We start from the raw sequence: 18,629 nt of genomic DNA on the forward strand, positions 1-18,629 counted from the left end.
ATCAGGTCGCAGGGGTCGCGTAGAGCGCGATTATGGGTTGATTTGGGCGATCTGCGAAAGCCCGCCGGTAAAGCCTTGTGCCGCGATGCGAAAAACATTAATCCAGCCCGCGTGGGGCCTGTAGCTCAATGGTTAGAGCCGGCGGCTCATAACCGCTTGGTTGGGGGTTCGAGTCCCTCCGGGCCCACCAAAATTCACCTATTATAACTATTTGATTTTATTATATTTTTTCTAAGAGGCCCACAACGTGGACTCGAACCCCCACCGCCGAGAAGAATCATCTGGTCCGCAATCGGGCCTCGGCCGACCACCACTGATGCCGAGGGGCAGGCTACATTCCGCCTGGCCCGGAGCATGTTGGGCTGCAATCAGCTGGGTCGAGCTGATGCAAATTGGAAGACCGTCGCCATGAGGCAACCAGCGCGGACGGCGTCTTGTTGATCGGGAGCAATTTGAGCACCAACTGGCGAGAAATGGCCGCAGGCCTTGAATCGCCCGATCAGGCGGGCTGTTGACCAGCCAATAAGAGCGGCCGATGGGCTGACATGATATCGCCCGGGCAACCTCGGCCTTGTCGCGCTTTTTCCTAGGTATTAGCGGCGCTGGGGGCTAACGTGCCCAGGGGAGGTCGGCAATGACAAAGGTTTCGATCCGCCGGGCGGACTTCATGATGGTCCTCGCCTACGCTTCGGATCTCGCCACCGGCCATTCGCGCGATTTCGCGCTGAAATCCTGCGTGCTTGCGATGCGTATCGCCGAGCTTGCCGGCCTTTCGGAGAACGTCCGGCGCAATGCGTATCACCAGTCTATGCTGCGCTATGTCGGCTGCAATGCGGACACCGATCTTCTCTCGGCCACTTTCGGCGACGAAATCGCGCTGCGCCAGGACCTTGTCGGTCTGGACATGGGCAACCGCGCCGAACTGGGCAGGGTCTTCGCCCAGGCCTTCAAGCGGCTCTATTACGATCTTGACCCCGACGCGCAGGCCAAGGCGATCGAGGCCGCGATGTCGCAGGCGCTCGCCGTGGCCCGCCCGGTGCTCACTGCCCATTGCGAGGTCGCGCAGCGGATCGGCGAGCGGCTCGGCCTGTCCGACGAGATCCGGCGCAACCTTGGACAGATATACGAACGCTGGGACGGCAAGGGCCTGCCGCGTGGGCTGAGCGGCGAATATGTCTTGCCCGCCGTGCGCCTGATTACACTGGCACAGGATGTCATTGCGCTCAGCGACGCCGTCGGCATCGATGCGATGGCCGAAACCGTCGCCAGTCGCGGCGATGGTCCCTACGAAGCGGAGTTGGCCCGGCTCGTCTCCACCAACGCGCCCGCGCTGATGGAGGGCATCGGCGCGACGGTCGATCGCGAGACCATTTTGGCACTGGAGCCCGATCCGCCGGTGACGCTGGACGAGGCGGCTTGCGACGAGGCTTTCCTCGCCATCGCCGACATGATCGACATGCGCATGCCGTTCACTCAGGGCCATTCCCGGATGGTGGCGGAACTGGCCGAGGGTGGAGCACGACGGCTCGGGCTGCCCGAGCCCGATGTCCGCGCCCTGCGCTGGTCGGGCTGCATCCATGACATCGGCGAACTGGTGGTGCCAGTGGCCACCTGGATGCGCAACGGTCCGCTGTCCGTCCGCGAGCGCGACGCGGCACAGTTGCACGCTTATTACGGCGAGCGGGCGCTGGCTTCGTTCGGCCGCGACGGCGACGCCATGGCCGGGATGGTGCTGCGTCATCACGAACGCCTGGACGGCTCGGGCTATCACCGCAAGGTCGGTGGCTCCGACCTGTCGCCGGCGGCGAGGATCCTGGCCGCGGCCGAGGCGTTCCAGACGTCGCGGGAGGAGCGTCCGCACCGCAGGGCGCTGTCCAGCGAGGCGGCGGCGGTGCAACTCCGCGTCGCCGTTCGAGAGGGCTGCATCTGCCCCGAGGCCGCCGAGGCGGTACTGTTCTTCGCCGGGCAGCCGTCGCGCCGGGCGCCGCCGCGTCCGCTCGCTGGCATGACGTCGCGGGAGATCGAGGTGCTGCGCCTTATTGCCGCCGGCCTGACGGCGAAGGCGACGGCGCGCAAGCTCGATATCGCACCAAAAACCGCGGACAACCATATCCAGAGCGTCTATTCCAAGATCGGCGTAACCACCCGTGCCGCCGCGGCGCTCTACGCGGTCGAGCACGGTCTTATCCGACCGGGCGAAACGCAGCCATAGGGAAAACACCCCATGTGCGCCCGCCGCGAGGCGCGCATCGTGATCCTGTCGACGGACCAATGGTGGCCGCGACCGACAGGAGGAAATCAGATGCTTCTCGCAACGACGAAGGTCGCGGACGTCGACCGGTTCATCCGCATCTTTTCGACCAAAGGCGCCGACAAGCGTCGGCTGCACGGCTCGAATGGCGCAACCGTATTCCGGGACCCAAGCGAGGCCGACCGCATCTGGGCGATATTCGACTGGGATGCAGAGGGCTGGAAGAATTTCGTCTCGGACCCCGAAGTGCCGGCGATCCTGCAGGAAGCAGGCCATGTCGGTAAGCCGCAGGCGGCACTGCTGCTCGGCCACTACGAGGCTTGAACGGCGCTGCGCGCCGCCCGCCATCCATCGCGGCGGCGCGCCCGGCGAAGACCCGGAGATGAAACCCCACAATATCGGAGAGATCAGATGAACCAGAATCCCATCAAGATCGGCCTTATCGCCGAACTCACTGGCCCCTTGTCCTTCATGGGCATTGCCAACGCCAATCTCACGACCATGCTTGTGGACGATATCAACGCCGGCGGCGGCCTCCTCGGCCGGCCGGTGAAGCTGATCATCGAAGACGGCGAGACCACCGACAGCGCCGCCAAGGCAAGCGCCGCGAAACTCGTGGATGTCGACAAGGTCGACCTTGTCGTCGGCGGCATCTACAGCTCGACCCGCCTGGCCATCAAGAGCGAGGCCGTCACACGCGGCAAGACGCTCTACATCTACACCGAGCAGTATGAGGGGCAGGAGAACGACGGCCTGATATTCTGCACGGGTCCGGTGCCCGCGCAGCAGGTCGAGCCGCTGATACCGTGGCTGATGAAGACCACAGGGGCGAAAAGCTTCTATCTGCCGTCGGCCGACTACATATGGCCCCACATTCTGAACAAGGCGGCAAGCCGGGTGGTGCGCGCCAATGGCGGCGAGATCGTCGGCGAGGAGTATTTCCCGCTGGATACCGTCGACTTCGGGCGCACGGTGCAGCAGATCATGGCCAGCGGCGCCGACGTCGTGTTCAACACGATCGTTCCGCCGGGGCTGACGCCGTTCCTCGATGAGCTGGATAAGGCCGGATTCGGTAAACGCGGTGGCAGGATCGTCTGTACCTATTTTGATGAGAACTTCCTCAACCTCGTGCCGTCCGAGCAGATCGAGGGCCTCTACAGCTGCCTCGACTACTATCAGGAACTCGACGATCCATATGGCCGCGCGCTTTTGGGTCGCTACACCGAGCGTTTCCCCGGCAGCGCCATGTTAACCGCAGGCAGCGGCTGCACCGGCCACTTCAGGGCGATCAAGATGTGGGAAGCAGCAGTGAACGAAGCCGGTACGCTTGAGCAGGGCGCCGTCATCCGGGCGCTCGATCATGCACGGATCAATCAGGGGCCAGGCGGGCCGGCCGAAATGGTCCCCGGCCAGCACCATGTCCGCATGAACATGTACATCGCGCAGGCGGAGCGCGGTCGCTTCCGGGTCGTCCGGAAGCTGGGTCCGATCGATCCGAACGAGCGTGTGCTCACCGGCGAACCCCAACCCACCACTGCGGACTGATTAGCGGCATTCCCGTGCGTGCAAGTGGCGGGGCGGCTAGATACGGCCCGCCACTGATATCCCAGCGCCGGCGGCAGCGGCGTGCGAAAGGGCGGGTCTTGACCCATACCAGGCCTGATTGCGACGGCTCAGGAATGGCCACTTTGCGCCTGATGTCGGCTGTTGAGATCAAATTCGCCGTTTCCTCAAGCAGCCGTTCGGCTTGGGCGACATGATGTCCGGGATATTTCGACAAACAACACGCCCGAAGCGGTCTTTTGTTGGAGGGATTCGTCGCTTTCGAGGTTTGAGTGTTGCCAGGGAGCTGGGTCCGCACGTGCCAGCCGACGTGGCAATAATGGGTCACGACAATACAGCCTTTGCGATCTCAGTATCGCCTAGTCGAGTTCGATGATGCTGCAGCCATAGGCCGGGAGCGACAACTTACCGCCGCGTACTTTGCCATCGCCGAGCAAATCCTTGCCCGCGGGGACATTGCCGATGCTTGCCAGCTCGCCCAGCGTGTTGAGGATGAACAGCAGGCGGCGGTCCTTGCTCTCGCGGATGGTCGCTTCGACGCCGGCCGGCATGTCGGCGATGAGCGGCACGATACCGGCGGGCGCCAGCACTTGATCGGCCAGCACCTCGACCAGAGCATCGCTGAGATACGTGCCGAGGTAGATGACATTGCCGTTGCCGACTTTGCGCGAAGTCATCGCGGCCTCGCCCTCGGCGAAGCGGCTGGCCCAGCTGCCGATGACCTCGGTGCCCGGAGCCACCTTCAGCAGCTCATAGAGATGCGCCGCCGTCACCTGCGCATTGCCGATCTTGAGCTCGTATTGGCGGCTCGCCGACGTCGCCGGCAGCTTCTTGCGCACCGTGTTGGCGCCGAAGCGGCCGCCATGCTCGAACAGGCCGTCGCCGCCGATCGGCGTCAGCAACCCGAACTCCTCGACCGTGATCCCGGCCAGCGCCGAGAGCCTCTTGCCCGGCGAGGTGTCGCGGATGACGTGGTTGTTAACGTCGCGTGATCCGGTGCGGCCGCCCAGGATTACCGTTCCACCCGCCTTGGCGAAGGCCTCGATCCGCGCCGTCCACGCGTCGGTCCATTTCACCCAATGCGGCACGTAGAGCGCCTTGAGCTTGCTAAGATCATCCTCGGGATGGATGAAGCCGCAGGCGATGTTGTGGCGGTAGCAATAGCGGTGCAGCAGCGTCGCATCGTCCTGCGGGCTCGGCATGCCGATTGGGTAGGAGCGGTGCATCTCCTGATTGTCGAAATCTGATCCGGCGATGCCCAAATCCATGCGCACATGCGTGCCGAGGATCTTGTCCTTGAGCGCCGTGACCTCACCCGCAAACTGCTTGGCCTCGTCATAGCGCCGCCGCGGGATGTCGTCGTGATCGATGATGCCCATCCAATAGATCTCGGCGCCGAAATGCGCCGGCCGCCAGCGGAAGAACATCACGCCATCGGCGCCGCGCGCCACTGACGTATAGGCCATGCGGCGCATCTCGCCGGGTTCGGGCGTCAGCGTCGAGAAGTTCGGCTGCGCACCGAAGCCCGATTGCTGCTCGGGCACGATGAAGTTGCCGGTGAAGCCGCGGCAGATGTCGAGATGCAGCGCCTGTACCTCGCCGACGCCGCCGACCCGCTGCATCTCGTCATAGAGATGCGGGTAGATGTCGAAGCCGAGAAAATCGAGATCGGTCGAGAACTCGCCGCGGAAGTCGATGTCGTCGATCCGTCCCAGATTGTGGAAGACGAACCAGTCTGGATTGGTGGCGCGCAGGATCAGCACCTGATCGTGCTGGAACCGCGCCGTGACGAAGGCGAGGAAGCGGTGATAGTCGACCACATGGGTCGGCCCGACCGGGGCAGGGGCGTAGTCGAGCGGCAGCACCACTTGATCGAAATCGCCGTAGGCGGTGGCCCAGAAATGCCCGCCCCACGCATCGTTGAGCGCGGCGATGGTCTTGTACTTGTCCTTGAGGAAGGCCTGGAACTCGGCCAGAGTCACCTGACCGTAGGACAGTGATCCAGAGGTATTGAACTCATTGTCCGTCTGCCAGCCGATGATGTGCGAATTGCCGCGATAATGCTCGGCCATCGCTTTAGTGATGCGCTTCGAATGCTCGCGGAACACTCCGCTCGCAAGATTGGCGTGCTGGCGCGAGCCATGGCTCATGGCGCGGCCATTGGCATCGACGCGCAACACTTCGGGATAACGCGCCGTCAGCCATCGCGGCGGCGTCGCCGTCGGCGTGCACATGATGGTCTTGATGCCAGCCTTGCCCAGCACATCTATGGCGCGGTCGAACAAATCGAAGTCGAACGTCCCCTCATGCGGCTCGATAATATGCCAGGCGAATTCCGCAAGTCGCACCGCGTTGAAGCCCGCGGCTGCCATGCGGTCGGCGTCGCGCTGCCAATAGCTCTCATCGACATGCTCCGGGTAATGCGGGGTACCGACGAGGAAAGTGTCGGTTGCGATCGGCCGCCAGACAGAGAGCGGCGCGGATTTCGAGGCAGTCGTCATAGTCGGAAAACTCCAGGCGATAGTCTATTTGATGGCGCCGGCGGTGAGGCCGCCCTGCCAGAACCGCTGCAGCAGCAGGAACACCACGATGACCGGGATGATGCTGACCAGCGCGCCGGTGATGATGATCGAGAAGAGCACCTGTCCGCCGCCACCGCCCTGCTGCGCGAGCTGATACCAGGTCGCAAGGCCCACCGTGATCGGCTGATACTCCGGCGTGCGCAGCACGATCAACGGCAGGAAGTAATTGTTCCAGGTCCCGACGAACGAGAGCAGCGCCACGGTCACCATGCCCGGCGCCACCAGCCGCAGCACGATGGCGCGGAAGATCACGAACTCGCCGGCGCCATCCATACGCGCTGCGTCGAGCAGTTCGTCGTCGACGCCCTGCTCGATATAGACGCGCATCAGATAGACGCCGATCGGCGAGATCATCGAGGGCAGGATCACGCCCAGCGGATTGTCGCTGAGTCCCGAAAGCGCCAGCAGCAGGAAGGTCGGCACGACGAGGGCTGTCTGCGGGATCATCACAGCGCCCAAGACCAGTGCAAACAGCAGATTTCGGCCGACGAATTTGAATTTGGCTAACGCATACCCTGCCGCGGTAGCCAAGATCGCGGCGCCGAGCCCGGCGACGGTCGAATAGAGCAGGCTGTTGAACATCCAGCGCATGAAGACGCCGTTGTCGCGCGCCAGAAGATCGCTCAGATTCTGCCAGAAGTTGAACTCGGTGCCGAAGCCGAAGCCGAACGTGGTGAACAGGTCGCCATTCGTCTTCGTTGCCGATAGGACCAGATAGACCAGCGGCATGAAGCTGTAGAGGAGGAACAGTGACAGCAGCAGCGTGAGCATGGTCCGCCAGCGCCGCTGCTCGCCGGGTCGGCGCCTGGCAGCTTCGAAAGTGGCGATGTCGGTGGTCGCAGTCATCATTGCTCCGGCCGACGGCGGTTGGCGATCAGGGTGAAGATGTAGGAGGCCCCGGCGATCACGATGCCAAGCACGAACGAGACGGCGGCCGCATAGCCATACTGCTGGTTCGAAGTCGACAGCGAATAGGCATAGAGGTTCGGCGTGTAGCTCGAATTGATGGTGTTTCTGGCGAGAGCGCGCATCAAATACGGCTCATTGAACAGCTGCAGTGTGCCGTTGATCGAAAAGATGATGGTGAGCAGGATCGCCGGCCACAGCAGCGGCAGTTGGATCATCCGCGCAAATTGCCAGGGCGAGGCGCCATCGACCCGCGCGGCCTCGGCGAGGTCCGAAGGGATCGCCTTCAGCGCGGCGTAGTAGATCACCATATTGTAGCCGACATATTCCCACGTCACGATATTGGCCAATGAGAAGATCATCACGCCCGGCGACAGGAAGTCCGGCGGCGGCAGGTTGAACGCCTTGGCCATCTGCGTGAACGGGCCGAAGGTGGGGCCGTAGAGATAACCCCAGATGATCGTCGCGATCACGCTCGGCACGGCGTAGGGGAGGAAGAAGCCGAGCCGGAAGAGACCCTTGGCATAGACCTGGCCACGATCGAGCACGATGGCGAACAACAGCGCCAGGCCCAGCATGAACGGCACCTGCACGATGCCGAACAAAACGAGGTTCCACACGCCGCCCCAGAATTTGGCGTCTCCCATGACCTTGATGTAGCTGGCTGCACCCGCGAATTGCCGTCCGCCCACCAGCGTGTCGCGGTAGAGGCTCATATAGAACGCATAAACCAGCGGCGCGACGATAAAGGCGACAAACAGCAGCACGAAGGGCGCCAGGAACAGATAGGGCGCGAGCTTTCGTGACGTAAAACCGCGCGATCGCGCTGGGCGCGTCGCTGCGGCTGGCGAATTTGACAATGCCATGGTCCCCCGTCCGGCAAGATGAAGAGATCGGGCGCGCCGGTCAAGCGCGCCCGGCCGTTGCCCGGGAGAAGTCAGGCTACGGTGAAGCCTTGTTCTTTCGCGTAGGTGACCACGGCGTCCTGGATGCGGTCGAACGCATCCGACAGCGTGCCCTTGCCGCCGATCGAGGCGCCGAATTCATCGGTCATCGACTGGTACAAGAAGCCCTGGAACGGGCTCCACTCAAATGGCGTCACAGCGTTCGCTGATTTGGCGAACACTTCGTTCACCGCCTGGCCGCCGTAGAAATCCATCTTGTTGCCCGCCCATTCCGGGCTCGACAGCAGCGCGGAGGTACAGGGGAAGAAGAATTGCTTGGTGGTGTAGAGCATTGTGGCTTCGGGATTCGTTGTCAGCCAAATCGCGACTTCGGCGGCCTCGGGCAGATGCTGGGTCGCTTTCATCACGGCCAGCGATGAGCCACCCCAACTGCCGGTCGCGAACTTGCTCGCGTCCCACTGCGGCAGATCGGCGGCACGCCACTGGCCCGCGCTGGTCTTGGCGAACGAGGTCAGGAACACTGGACCCCAGCCCGCAGTGAGCCAGGTGGCATAGCGGCCCGTGTCGAGGCCGGTGTACCACTCATTGTTGAACCCCGGCTTGGTTTCGATGACACCCGCGGTAATAAGGTCCTGCCAGTAGGCGGCGAAGTCCTTGGAAATCTTGTCGTTGATTCTAATCACGAGCTTGTCGCCGTCGCGGCTGACCGGCTTCCAGCCCATCGGCCACAGCAGAGCAGTGACCCAGTCGCCTGAGCTGAACAGCGCGTCGGTGATGAACACATTCGGATCGGCCGCATGGATCTTCTTGGCCGCATCGGCAAACTCGACCCAGGTGGTGGGCGGCGTGATCCCCTGCTTGTCGAAGATGTCCTTGCGATAGAGCATCGCCATTGGACCGGTATCCTGCGGCATGGCGTTGACCACATCGCCCTTGGCGACCTGTTTCCACGTGGCTTCGGGGAACTCGCCCTTATGGGCATTGGCGTACTGGCCGATGTCGGCGAAGGCGTCGACCTGGCGGAAGCTCTCGAGGTGCTGGTATTCGATTTGGACAACGTCGGGCAGGCCGCTGCCCGCCTGCAGGCCCGCACGGACCGCCTGATACTCCGGCTCGCCCTGGCCGGCATTCACGAGTTCGATCCGGATACCCGGATGCGCGGCGTTGAACATGTCGACCTGAAGCTGGAGATTCGGCACCCACGACCACACAAGCACCTTGATGGGCTCGGCACCGCGAACTGCCGCAGGCAGAGCCGCTACCGCAACGCTCGCACCCGCAACTTTCAAGAAGTCACGACGCTGCATCGTCCGCCCAAGCGGATTGAAAATCTTCGTCATTGAAGTCCTCCCACGAAAGATACGCTCCCCACGACGCAGGGTGCGGTTTTCTTTCAGTTAGAAACTTAATGCCGACATACGGTCGCTGTCAATTGCGATCGATTGATCGTCAGTCGGCCATCACGAGGCTGTCGGCAGGGTTGAGGGTCGTCGCATCGAGCACCAGGCGCACCGCTCCAAGCACGATGTCGCGGTGCCCAAGCGCGCCTATCACGAGGCGCGGCGGGTCGTACACATTGCCCTTGAGGCGGTGCCGCAGCACATCGAGCACCAGATCACCGCCGCCGACGATCCGGCCCGCGAGTACGATGATTTCCGGGTTCATGAAGGCAGCAACACTGCCCACCGCCATCGTCGCATAGTCGAGCAGTTCGGTGACAACCGGCGCGATTTTGTCCACCTGCCGGTCGGTGACGGCGGCCAGGGTGAGCTTTCCCGCCGCATACTGGGTGTTGGCCTCTTCGAGCATCTTGGTCGCTTGTTCGGGGATGCCGAAAAAGCGCAGCGATTGCTTGTCGCCCAGATGTTCGAACGGCCGCCCGGTGAGGAGGGGGTCATCGAGATACCAGCCGAGCTCGCCCGCCGCATGCGAGTGCCCGCCATAGAGCTTGCCGTCGATGACGACGCCCGCGCCGGCGCCGGGCCCGATCGAGAGGCTCACGACGCTGTCGGCGCCACGCCCGGCCCCAAATCCCCATTCGCCCACGGCGGCGAGGTTGCGCCCGTTTTCGACGACGATGGGCATCTGAAAATGCTCGCTGAGCCGCGCTCGCAACGGCATGTCGCGCCAGCCGAGCCCGAGCGTCAGCACCACTTCGCCCTCCGGCTGCCTGACGATCGAGGGCAGGCCAATGCCGATGCCGCGAATGGTCTGGTCGCGCGGGTGGGGGGCCGCCATCAGCCGGCGGATCAGGCCGACCAGCTTCTCGAAATTGCGCTCGCCATCATCGTCGGCAGTTTCGTGCATTTCGGTCTGCACGACGCCCTCGAGATTGGCCACGGCGCCATAGAACTCGCCCTTGCCGGCCTCGATGCCGATGATCGCATGCGCCGCGCCGCGGAACTTGATGCGTGCCCGGGGACGGCCCCGGACATTAGGCTCGTCAAACCCGTCATACGCCACCAAATCCTCGGCAATCAGATCCTCGATCACCCGCATCACCGTGGGCAGGCTGATGTTCAGTCGCTCGGCGAGGCTCGAAGGTGATGCCACTCCTTCGGTGCGGATCAAATCCACCACGGCCGAACGATTGAGTCGGCGTAACAGGCTCGACGTCGTGGGCTGGCGCTTCATTCATGGACCAGTTGCAAAAGGCCGGCGGACCGGCAACGAGCGTCGGCATAGACCAGAACAGAGATAGAGTCCGCCTTTTTCTGATGACGCTTAACGCTGAGCGGCGAAGGCAACTGCGGTAGCCGGTCGATGATCGCCGCGAGATGGCGAGACGGACGCACTTCTTGGGCTTGAGTCTCAATGCCCGCCTTTGGGCGAGGCGCACCTCGCGTTCCGTGAGCGTTTACTGATTGATCGGAGCCTCCGGCCTACGGGAGCGGGCGAGAGCGGTCTTCGAGGTCGGAGGCCGAAAAGAGCAGGACGAGGTATGTGATCAGCGGTTGCTGATCCTGGTCTGGCCGCCGCTCTGGTCAGCAAGGGTAAATGGCTTCGTCTCAGCTCTCCGCAGGACTGGCCTGGTGGTCCATAATCCAATCATGGAGACTGCGAGAGAAGGTTCGCGGCACAATGAGGTCGCATGCGGTCTCGCCGGTGCGCAGCAAGAGCACTGGTACATGGTGGAAGGATGTCTGCACGGCCCGGCCCGGAGCGGCGGCCGGCGCATGCCAGTCGACGGCCATGCAGGTTGAGAGAACGCTCGAGATGTCGACCCCGGCCAGGCCGAACCGCACGCGACCTTCGCCAAGACAAACCGAACAGCCGAGATCCGGATCGATGGCGAGAGTCGGCGCCTGCGTCCCGTCATCGAGCGCCAGCCACAGACGGCGGGGTGCAATGCGGATGACGAGAAGGCTCTGGTGGCGAACCGTCTCTCCGACCGAGGCGGGAAGGTTTGCACCAAGCGACGCCGAGAGGCTCGATTCGAATTGGCTTAGCGTTCCGTCCCAGCCTTCGACCTGGATGAGCGGGCAATCGGCCACGGAAAGGGTGAAATCCGACCTAGCCATGCAGCCGTTCTCCTTGCGGATCGAGGAATATCGGCGAGACGACGCGGGCTCGCACGGTTTCGGCCTTCATGGGATAGACGGCCACGACCTCGCTTCCCTCGGTCGCGAGGTCGCCGGCAAGCAGCGCCAGCCCGATATAGCGGTCACGTTCGGGGCTGAAGGTGACGGAGGTGACGCGCCCCCATCCATGACCGGTTGCTTTCTCGCCCGGCCGGAACAGGACGGAGCCACCGCGCAGCCGCTTTCCGTCCTCCATGCATTCCAGTCCGACCAGGCGTTGCCGGTCATACGCGAGCAGGGCAGGGCGCCGCCGCAGCACATCGCCGACAAAGCCGCTGCGCTTGCCGACCATACGGCCAAGGCCGATATCGTCGAGCGTCGTGCGCCCATCGATTTCAGGTCCCGCGACATGGCCTTTCTCGACACGCAGCGCACCGAGCGCCTCGATGCCGTAGGGCTTCAACTCCAGCGGCCCGCCAGCTTCCAACAAGCAGCTCCAGAGCTGTTCGCCGGCGGTTGCGCCGACATAGATTTCATAGGCGCGCTCGCCGGAATAGCTGAGACGCAGGATTCGCAGCGCGCGGCCTCGCCATTCGCCCTCGTGCGAGCCCATATGCGGCAGCGCTTCGTTAGAAACGTCGAGCGACGGAAACGCCGCCGCAAGGATCGCACGAGCCTCCGGTCCAGCGATCGACATTGCCGCCCATTCGTCGCTCACCGAGGAAACCGCGACGCGCAGTTCCGGCCATGCGGTATCCAGCAGGAATTCCAACCGCGACAGCACGTCGGCGGCCTTGGCGGTCGACGTGGTCATGAAGAACCGGCTTTCCGCCAGCCGCGTCGTGGTGCCGTCGTCGAAGACAATGCCATCATCGCGCAGCATGATGCCGTACCGGGCGCGGCCGACCTGCAGCTTGGCGAAGCCGTTGGCGTAGATACGGTCGAGGAACGTTGCGGCGTCAGGACCCTGGACGTCGATCTTGCCCAGGGTGGAGATGTCCATCAAGCCGGCAGCCCGGCGCACATTCCGCATTTCGGCGACATAGGCTTCGTTCACGTCGGCCCCGGACCGCCTATAGAACCAGGGCCGCATCCACAGACCGACTTCGAGCATCTCCGCGCCGTTCGCCAAATGCCAGTCATGCATCGGCGTGCGGCGGAACGGCTTGAAATGGTGGCCGGTGGCGCGGCCGGCGAGCGCGCCGATGGCGACCGGCGTGAAGGGCGGGCGGAAGATCGTGGTGCCAGTCTCGGGGATTGTTGCGCCGCGCAAGGCGGCCATCGCGGACAGCCCCGGAAAATTGCTGGTCTTGCCTTGGTCGGTCCCCATACCGAGCGTCGTGTATCGCTTCAGATGCTCGATCGACTCATAGCCTTCGCGGTGGGCGAGTTCGATGTCCTTTGTCGTCACGTCCATCTGGAAATCGACGAACGCTTTTCCCCCTTGGGCGCACGGGACTTCGCGAAACGGGGTCGTGACGGTTTCGCCCAGATCGAGCTTCGAAGGAGTTGGTACTGGCGCCGACTTGCCACAGAAGGATGCCGCTTCGATGCCAGCACGATGGCCGTCTTCGTTAGCATCGGCGGTCGCATGGATGCCCATCATCGCGCCGGCGCCGAACTGGTTGGCCGGAAACGCACCTGGCACAAAGCCGCCTATGTCTTCGCGATATCGAGGCTTTACGCCCAGATGCGAAGCGAGGTGCACGGTCGGCGACCAGCCGCCGGACACGCAGACCAGATCGCAGGCGGCCTCGAATCGTCCGTCCGGTCCCTTGAGCGTTGCACGCTTCACGCAATGGCCTCCGCGCAGGTCGAGAATGCGTGTTGCGGGCCGCACCGCGACCCCGAGGCGTGTGGCCTCCACGACAAGCGCCGCAGGGATAGTGGTGCGCAGGTCTGATACCGTCACCTCCGCGCCGGCCTCGGCAAGGTCGAAGGCCGTGCGCCAAGCGCCGTCATTGGTGGTGGCGACGATAACTTTCCTGCCCGGCAGAACAGCGAAACGGTTGAGATATATTCGGGCGGCGGAGGCAAGCATGACGCCGGGCAGGTCGTTGTTCGGGAACACCATCGGACGCTCGATGGCGCCGGTGGCGAAAACGACCGAGCGGGCGCGAAGCATGGTGACTGTCTGCCGAGCTTGCCCCGAGTACGGCGGACGGTCTTGGTTGCGTTGTTCGACCAGTCCTATGACATTGCCGTCGTAGATGCCGAAAGCGCTGGTCCGCTTCATCAACGTGACGGTTTCGAAGCTCTCCAGTTCGGCTTCGACCTGGCTAAGCCACGAGGCGGCCGCGCCGTCGGACCCTTCGGCCAGAAGCTGGCCGCCGAGAAGGAAATCCTGCTCGATCAGCACGACCCGCGCGCCGGCCGCGGCGGCGGCGCGCGCCGCCGATAGTCCTGCCGGACCGGCGCCGATGATTGCAACATCGGCAAAGGCATGACGAACCTCATAGCGATCGGGATCCGGCTCGGTACCGGCCCGGCCCAGACCCGCCGCCCTGCGGATGAAATGCTCGTAGACCTTCCAGGAACGCCGCGTCGGACCCATGAAGCTTTTGTAGTAGAAGCCGGCCGAAAGGAACGGCGCGAACAGACCGTTGGCGCTCTGCACGTCGAAGGCGAGCGACGGCCAGCGGTTCTGGCTTTCCGCGGCCATGCCGTCGCCAAGTTCCAGCATCGTTGCCGGCAGGTTCGGCTCGCGCCTGCCGCCAGTTCCGAGCGTGACCAGCGCGTTCGGCTCCTCCGGCCCGGCGGAAAGAATGCCGCGCGGACGATGATATTTGAAGCTGCGCCCGACCAGGGTGACGCCGTTGGCGAGCAATGCGGATGCAAGCGTGTCGCCGCGATATCCGGCTAGTCCTTTGCCGTCGAAGCTGAATTCGATGGAATGGGAGCGATCGACGCGGCCGCCCTCTGGCAGCCGCTTGTTCCGAGCATTCATGCTTGCGACGTCCTGGCGAAGGCGACCGAGGAAATGACGTGGTTGCGCGTGTCGCGCTCGACCACCAGCCACTGGCGGCAGCCGGTCACGTGCTGCCAGAATTCGCGATGAAGGCCAGCCGGGTTTTTCCGGATATAGACATAGGCATACCAGGCCTCCGGATCGGGATCGTCATGGGCCGGACGCCTGACGGAAGCATCGCCGCCATAGCGGAATTCGTCATGATCACGCGGACCACAGCACGGGCATTCGAAGCGCAGCATTTTCTTCCAGCCTCCTATTGCAGCCAGGCGGAGGGGCCAGCGCCGGCCTCGTCCAGCGTGCGGCCAGTCCGGAAGCGGTCGAGCCCGTAGGCAGCGACCAAGGGATGCGGCTTGCCGGTGGCGATGGTATGGGCGAAGCACCAGCCAGAAGCCGGCGTTGCCTTGAAGCCGCCATAGCACCAGCCGCCGTTGAGATAGAGGCCGTCGATCGGCGTTGGGCAGATGATCGGACTGGCATCGGGTGTCATGTCCATGACGCCGCCCCAATGACGCAGCAGACGGATGCGCGAGATGCAAGGCATCAGCGCGATCGCCGCCTCCGCCACTTCGCGCACGACGCCGAGATTGCCGCGCTGGGCGTAGGAATTGTAGCCATCGAGATTGCCGCCGAAGACCAACCCGCCCTTGTCCGACTGGCTGACGTAGAAATGATCGGCGCCATAGGCGACGACATGGTCGACCAGTGGCTTCAGCGGTTCGGTGACGAAGGCCTGCAGGACATGGCTTTCTATCGGTAGTTCAAGGTCGGCCTTGGCGCCGAGCGTGGATGTATGGCCGGCGACGGCGAGCCCGACCTTGCCTGCTCCGATCCGCCCTTTCGTCGTTTCAACGCCGACGATCCCGTTGCCATCGCGGATAAAGCCCGTCACTTCGCAATTCTGGATAATGTCGACGCCATGGCCATCGGCGGCGCGCGCATAGCCCCAGGCTACGGCGTCATGGCGCGCCGTGCCCGCGCGGCCCTGGAAGATGGCGCCATGGATCGGGAAGCGAGCCGTGTCGGAAAAATCGAGATAGGGCACCAGCCGGCGCACGTCGTCGCGATCGAGGATATCGGCGTCGATGCCGTTCAGACGCATGACGTTCGCGCGGTGGCTGAAGCCGTCGAGCTGGTCGGCTGAGTGCGCGGTGACGAGTTGGCCGCGCTGCGAGAACATGACGTTGAAGTTCAGCGCCCGCGACATGCCCTCCCAGAGCTTCATCGAGAATTCGTAGAACTGGGTGTTGCCGTCGAGCAGGTAGTTGGAGCGGATGACGGTGGTGTTGCGGCCGACATTGCCGCCGCCGACATAACCCTTCTCCAGGACGGCGACATTGCGGACGCCGTGGTTTTCGGCGAGGTAGAAGGCGGTGGCGAGGCCGTGTCCGCCACCGCCGACGACGATCACGTCGTAAGACGGTTTGGGGTCCGCCGCCCGCCAGGCGCGCTGCCAGTTCTTCTGGCCCGACAGCGCATTGCGGAAAATCGAGAATGCCGAGTAGGGTGCCATGCGCGCGGCCTACCGAACGATCGGGCCGGTCGGAGTGCGGGTCAGCACTTGCGCGCCCGCATCGGTCAAAAGCACGGTGTTGGAGATGAAGTCGTCACCACTCCCCGTGCCCATCAGCCAGGACAGGATGTGGAAGCTCATCCCCGTCTCGATTTCGAGATCAGAATCGTGGCGGAGCCCGGTCACCGAATTGCCGCCGGTCCATGAGGGCGGCTGGCCGGCACCGACGAGATAGCCGCAGTGATGGCGGCGATAGTGGGAAAGGCCGGCTTCGTCGGCGACAGCCTGCCAGGCGGCATAGACATCGCGCGCCTTGGCCCCCGGACGCAGCGCCTTGACGACCGCGTCGAACGCCCTGGCGGTCACTTCGGCCATCCTGGCATCCTCGTCGCTGATGTGGCCGATACGGACAAGCCGGCCGAGCGGTGCGTGGTAGCGCGAGATACAGCCGGACAGTTCGACGAAGACCGGTTCGCCCTTGCGATAGATACCGTCGCCCCAAGTCGCGTGCTCTTCGCCCAGTCGCGCTGCCGGGCGGATGAAAGGGCCAAAGCCTGGCGCATGGCCGCCGGCGCGGATCATCGCCGAAACACATTGGGCGGCAACCTCCTGTTCGGCGGCGCCGTCCGAAATCGCCGCGATCGCGGCTCCAGCGGCGGCGTCGGTCACTTCCGCGGCCAGCCGCATCAGGGCTTGTTCCTCGGCGCTCTTCACCCGCCGCATCCTGTCGACCAGGCCGGAAACGTCGCTCCACTTGGCATCGACTTGCGTCTGCAAGGCCACGGCAAGCCCATGACTCAAGCCCGCCGTCCAGTATTCAAGGCCGAGCCGCTTGCCGGAGAGGCCGAGTCCCGCCAGCACACGCGCGGCAAGATCAGCCGCTGTTTCGCTATCGGAATGGCCGCGGAATTCCGCCGCAGTCACCTGCTTCTCGATCGTCACCCTTTCCATCGAACGGGTGACGAGGACAGGTTTTCCCTGGAGCGGCACGATCAGCAGGTGAGGGGCAAAATAGCCCCAGTGGTCGAGCCCGGTAAGATAGAAGACGTTCTCCGGCGAAGCGAAGACAGCGGCGTCGAGTTCGCACTCGGCCAGGACTTTGCGGATCCTTGCGAGGCGGCCGGCGATTTCGGTTTCGGAGAAGGGATTGCGGTCCATCGGGCATCCTCATGCGTGCTGTTGCCGGCTTCGTCGCCGTCATGGTCTCTCGGCAGGCCCGGCTTCCCGCCAGTCATGCCGGTCGATAACGACGCGTTGGCGCGCCGCGATTACTCCGGCTGCGTGAATGTTCCCGCGTTCGTCACGCCCTGCCTTCCGGATATGCTGTCGTCCTACTGAGTTGGCCAAATTTGCCCAAATTGTGCACATCTTGACGGAAGCTTGGCCTGTATTTGGGCCAAGTTTCGCAGAATTCCGTGTCTTTGCTTGCACAATCTGTAAGGCAGTTGTATACGTCTGGTCAAGCGCGTTTCAGCCTCGAAGAAGGTCGTTGCGCTGGGAACCATCATCGGTAGTTCAACGGGAGAAAAGCATGTTCAAATCATCGATATCGCGTCGTGTCGTCGTCAAGGCGGCGGCCTGTCTTGCACTTGCCGCGACGTCACTGGCGTCGTTGCCCGCCGATGCGGAGACCACCCTCGAACGGGCCAAGAAGGACGGCTACATCCGCGTCGGCTTCGCCAACGAGGCACCGTTCGGCTTCGCCACGCCCGACGGCAAGCTGACCGGCGAGGCGCCGGAAGTCGCCAAGGCGGTGCTCGCCAAGATGGGCATCCCGCAGGTCGATGGCGTGCTGACCGAATTCGGCTCGCTCATCCCGGGTCTCAAGGCCGGCCGTTTCGACATCATCGCCGCCGGCATGTTCATAACCCCGAAGCGCTGCGCCGAGATCAACTACTCGGAGCCGTCCTACGGCATCGGCGAAGCCATGCTGGTGATGAAGGGCAATCCCAAGGGTGTGAAGGACTTTTCGACCTTCAAGGACAACCCGGACCTCAAGCTCGCCGTTATGGCCGGGGCGGTCGAAGGCGGCTTCGCCAAGGAGGCGGGTGTCTCTGACGGACAGATTGTTTCCCTGCCCGACCAATCCAGCCTTGTCGCAGCCGTTCAGGCCGGCCGCGCCGACGCAGCCGCGCTGACCGCGCTTTCAATCGCCGAAATGGCCAAGAAGGCCGACGGCGTCGAATCGACCAAGCCCTTCGGCGAGGTCGCCGGCAAGTCGGTGAAGGGCCATGGCGGTTTCGGCTTCCGCAAGGAAGACACCGATCTGCAGGAAGCCTTCAATGCCGAGCTGAAGAAATTCCTTGGCTCGCCGGAGCATATCGCGCTGGTCGAGCCGCTCGGCTTCGGCAAGGATTACCTGCCGAATAAGACCACCGCCGAGCTCTGCGCCGGGAAATAGGGTCCCAACTGCTGGGCGG

At 63.7% G+C, this 18,629-nt stretch carries 14 protein-coding genes and 1 tRNA gene; 5 read left to right on the forward strand and 10 right to left on the reverse strand.

Features of this window, described 5'->3' with window-relative positions; translation table 11 throughout:
• Window positions 1–114: 114 nt before the first annotated feature.
• From O7A70_RS08050 to O7A70_RS08065, 4 genes are all read left to right on the forward strand, one after another.
• A tRNA-Ile gene (locus O7A70_RS08050) sits at window positions 115–190 on the forward strand.
• Window positions 191–634: 444 nt separating this feature from the next.
• Complete coding sequence (locus O7A70_RS08055) at window positions 635–2,212, forward strand: HD domain-containing phosphohydrolase (protein ID WP_337139896.1); 1,578 nt, start codon at window positions 635–637, stop codon at window positions 2,210–2,212.
• A 90-nt stretch (window positions 2,213–2,302) separates the two neighbouring features.
• On the forward strand, window positions 2,303–2,575 hold the full coding sequence (locus O7A70_RS08060; RefSeq protein ID WP_337139897.1) for a hypothetical protein: 273 nt from the start codon (window positions 2,303–2,305) through the stop codon (window positions 2,573–2,575).
• An 87-nt stretch (window positions 2,576–2,662) separates the two neighbouring features.
• Complete coding sequence (locus O7A70_RS08065; RefSeq protein ID WP_337139898.1) at window positions 2,663–3,796, forward strand: substrate-binding protein; 1,134 nt, start codon at window positions 2,663–2,665, stop codon at window positions 3,794–3,796.
• Window positions 3,797–4,173: 377 nt separating this feature from the next.
• Here the strand turns inward: O7A70_RS08065 and O7A70_RS08070 are convergent, their stop codons facing one another.
• From O7A70_RS08070 to O7A70_RS08115, 10 genes are all read right to left on the reverse strand, one after another.
• Window positions 4,174–6,315 carry a beta-galactosidase gene (locus O7A70_RS08070; RefSeq protein WP_337139899.1) on the reverse strand — a complete coding sequence of 714 codons (2,142 nt, stop codon included), beginning with the start codon at window positions 6,313–6,315 and terminating at the stop codon, window positions 4,174–4,176.
• 24 nt (window positions 6,316–6,339) lie between these two features.
• Window positions 6,340–7,242, reverse strand: a complete 903-nt coding sequence (locus O7A70_RS08075; RefSeq protein ID WP_337139900.1) for a carbohydrate ABC transporter permease — start codon at window positions 7,240–7,242, stop codon at window positions 6,340–6,342.
• Complete coding sequence (locus O7A70_RS08080) at window positions 7,242–8,168, reverse strand: carbohydrate ABC transporter permease (RefSeq protein ID WP_337139901.1); 927 nt, start codon at window positions 8,166–8,168, stop codon at window positions 7,242–7,244. The genes O7A70_RS08075 and O7A70_RS08080 overlap by 1 nt, the downstream gene beginning before the upstream one ends.
• A gap of 71 nt (window positions 8,169–8,239) precedes the next feature.
• Window positions 8,240–9,547 carry an ABC transporter substrate-binding protein gene (locus O7A70_RS08085; protein ID WP_337139902.1) on the reverse strand — a complete coding sequence of 436 codons (1,308 nt, stop codon included), beginning with the start codon at window positions 9,545–9,547 and terminating at the stop codon, window positions 8,240–8,242.
• A gap of 109 nt (window positions 9,548–9,656) precedes the next feature.
• Window positions 9,657–10,841: an ROK family transcriptional regulator gene (locus O7A70_RS08090; protein WP_337139903.1), complete on the reverse strand. Its 1,185-nt coding sequence runs from the start codon at window positions 10,839–10,841 to the stop codon at window positions 9,657–9,659.
• A gap of 374 nt (window positions 10,842–11,215) precedes the next feature.
• The gene (locus tag O7A70_RS08095) at window positions 11,216–11,728 is read right to left on the reverse strand and encodes a sarcosine oxidase subunit gamma family protein (RefSeq protein ID WP_337139904.1); all 513 of its coding nucleotides are present in this window, start codon (window positions 11,726–11,728) and stop codon (window positions 11,216–11,218) included.
• A complete protein-coding gene (locus tag O7A70_RS08100) occupies window positions 11,721–14,675 on the reverse strand; it encodes a sarcosine oxidase subunit alpha family protein (protein WP_337139905.1) in 2,955 nt (984 codons plus the stop codon). The genes O7A70_RS08095 and O7A70_RS08100 overlap by 8 nt, the downstream gene beginning before the upstream one ends.
• Window positions 14,672–14,938: a sarcosine oxidase subunit delta gene (locus O7A70_RS08105; RefSeq protein WP_027146709.1), complete on the reverse strand. Its 267-nt coding sequence runs from the start codon at window positions 14,936–14,938 to the stop codon at window positions 14,672–14,674. The genes O7A70_RS08100 and O7A70_RS08105 overlap by 4 nt, the downstream gene beginning before the upstream one ends.
• 14 nt (window positions 14,939–14,952) lie before the next feature.
• Window positions 14,953–16,209, reverse strand: coding sequence for a sarcosine oxidase subunit beta family protein (locus O7A70_RS08110; RefSeq protein WP_337139906.1), 1,257 nt, complete (start codon window positions 16,207–16,209; stop codon window positions 14,953–14,955).
• Between the two features lie 9 nt (window positions 16,210–16,218).
• A complete protein-coding gene (locus O7A70_RS08115; RefSeq protein WP_337139907.1) occupies window positions 16,219–17,367 on the reverse strand; it encodes a M24 family metallopeptidase in 1,149 nt (382 codons plus the stop codon).
• A 373-nt stretch (window positions 17,368–17,740) separates the two neighbouring features.
• On the opposite strand from O7A70_RS08115, the gene ehuB reads away from it, so the two are divergent.
• Window positions 17,741–18,610 carry an ectoine/hydroxyectoine ABC transporter substrate-binding protein EhuB gene (gene ehuB, locus O7A70_RS08120; protein ID WP_337139908.1) on the forward strand — a complete coding sequence of 290 codons (870 nt, stop codon included), beginning with the start codon at window positions 17,741–17,743 and terminating at the stop codon, window positions 18,608–18,610.
• Window positions 18,611–18,629 lie beyond the last annotated feature (19 nt).

The sequence above is a fragment of the Mesorhizobium sp. Cs1299R1N1 genome (assembly GCF_037179655.1).
GTDB lineage: Bacteria > Pseudomonadota > Alphaproteobacteria > Rhizobiales > Rhizobiaceae > Mesorhizobium > Mesorhizobium salmacidum.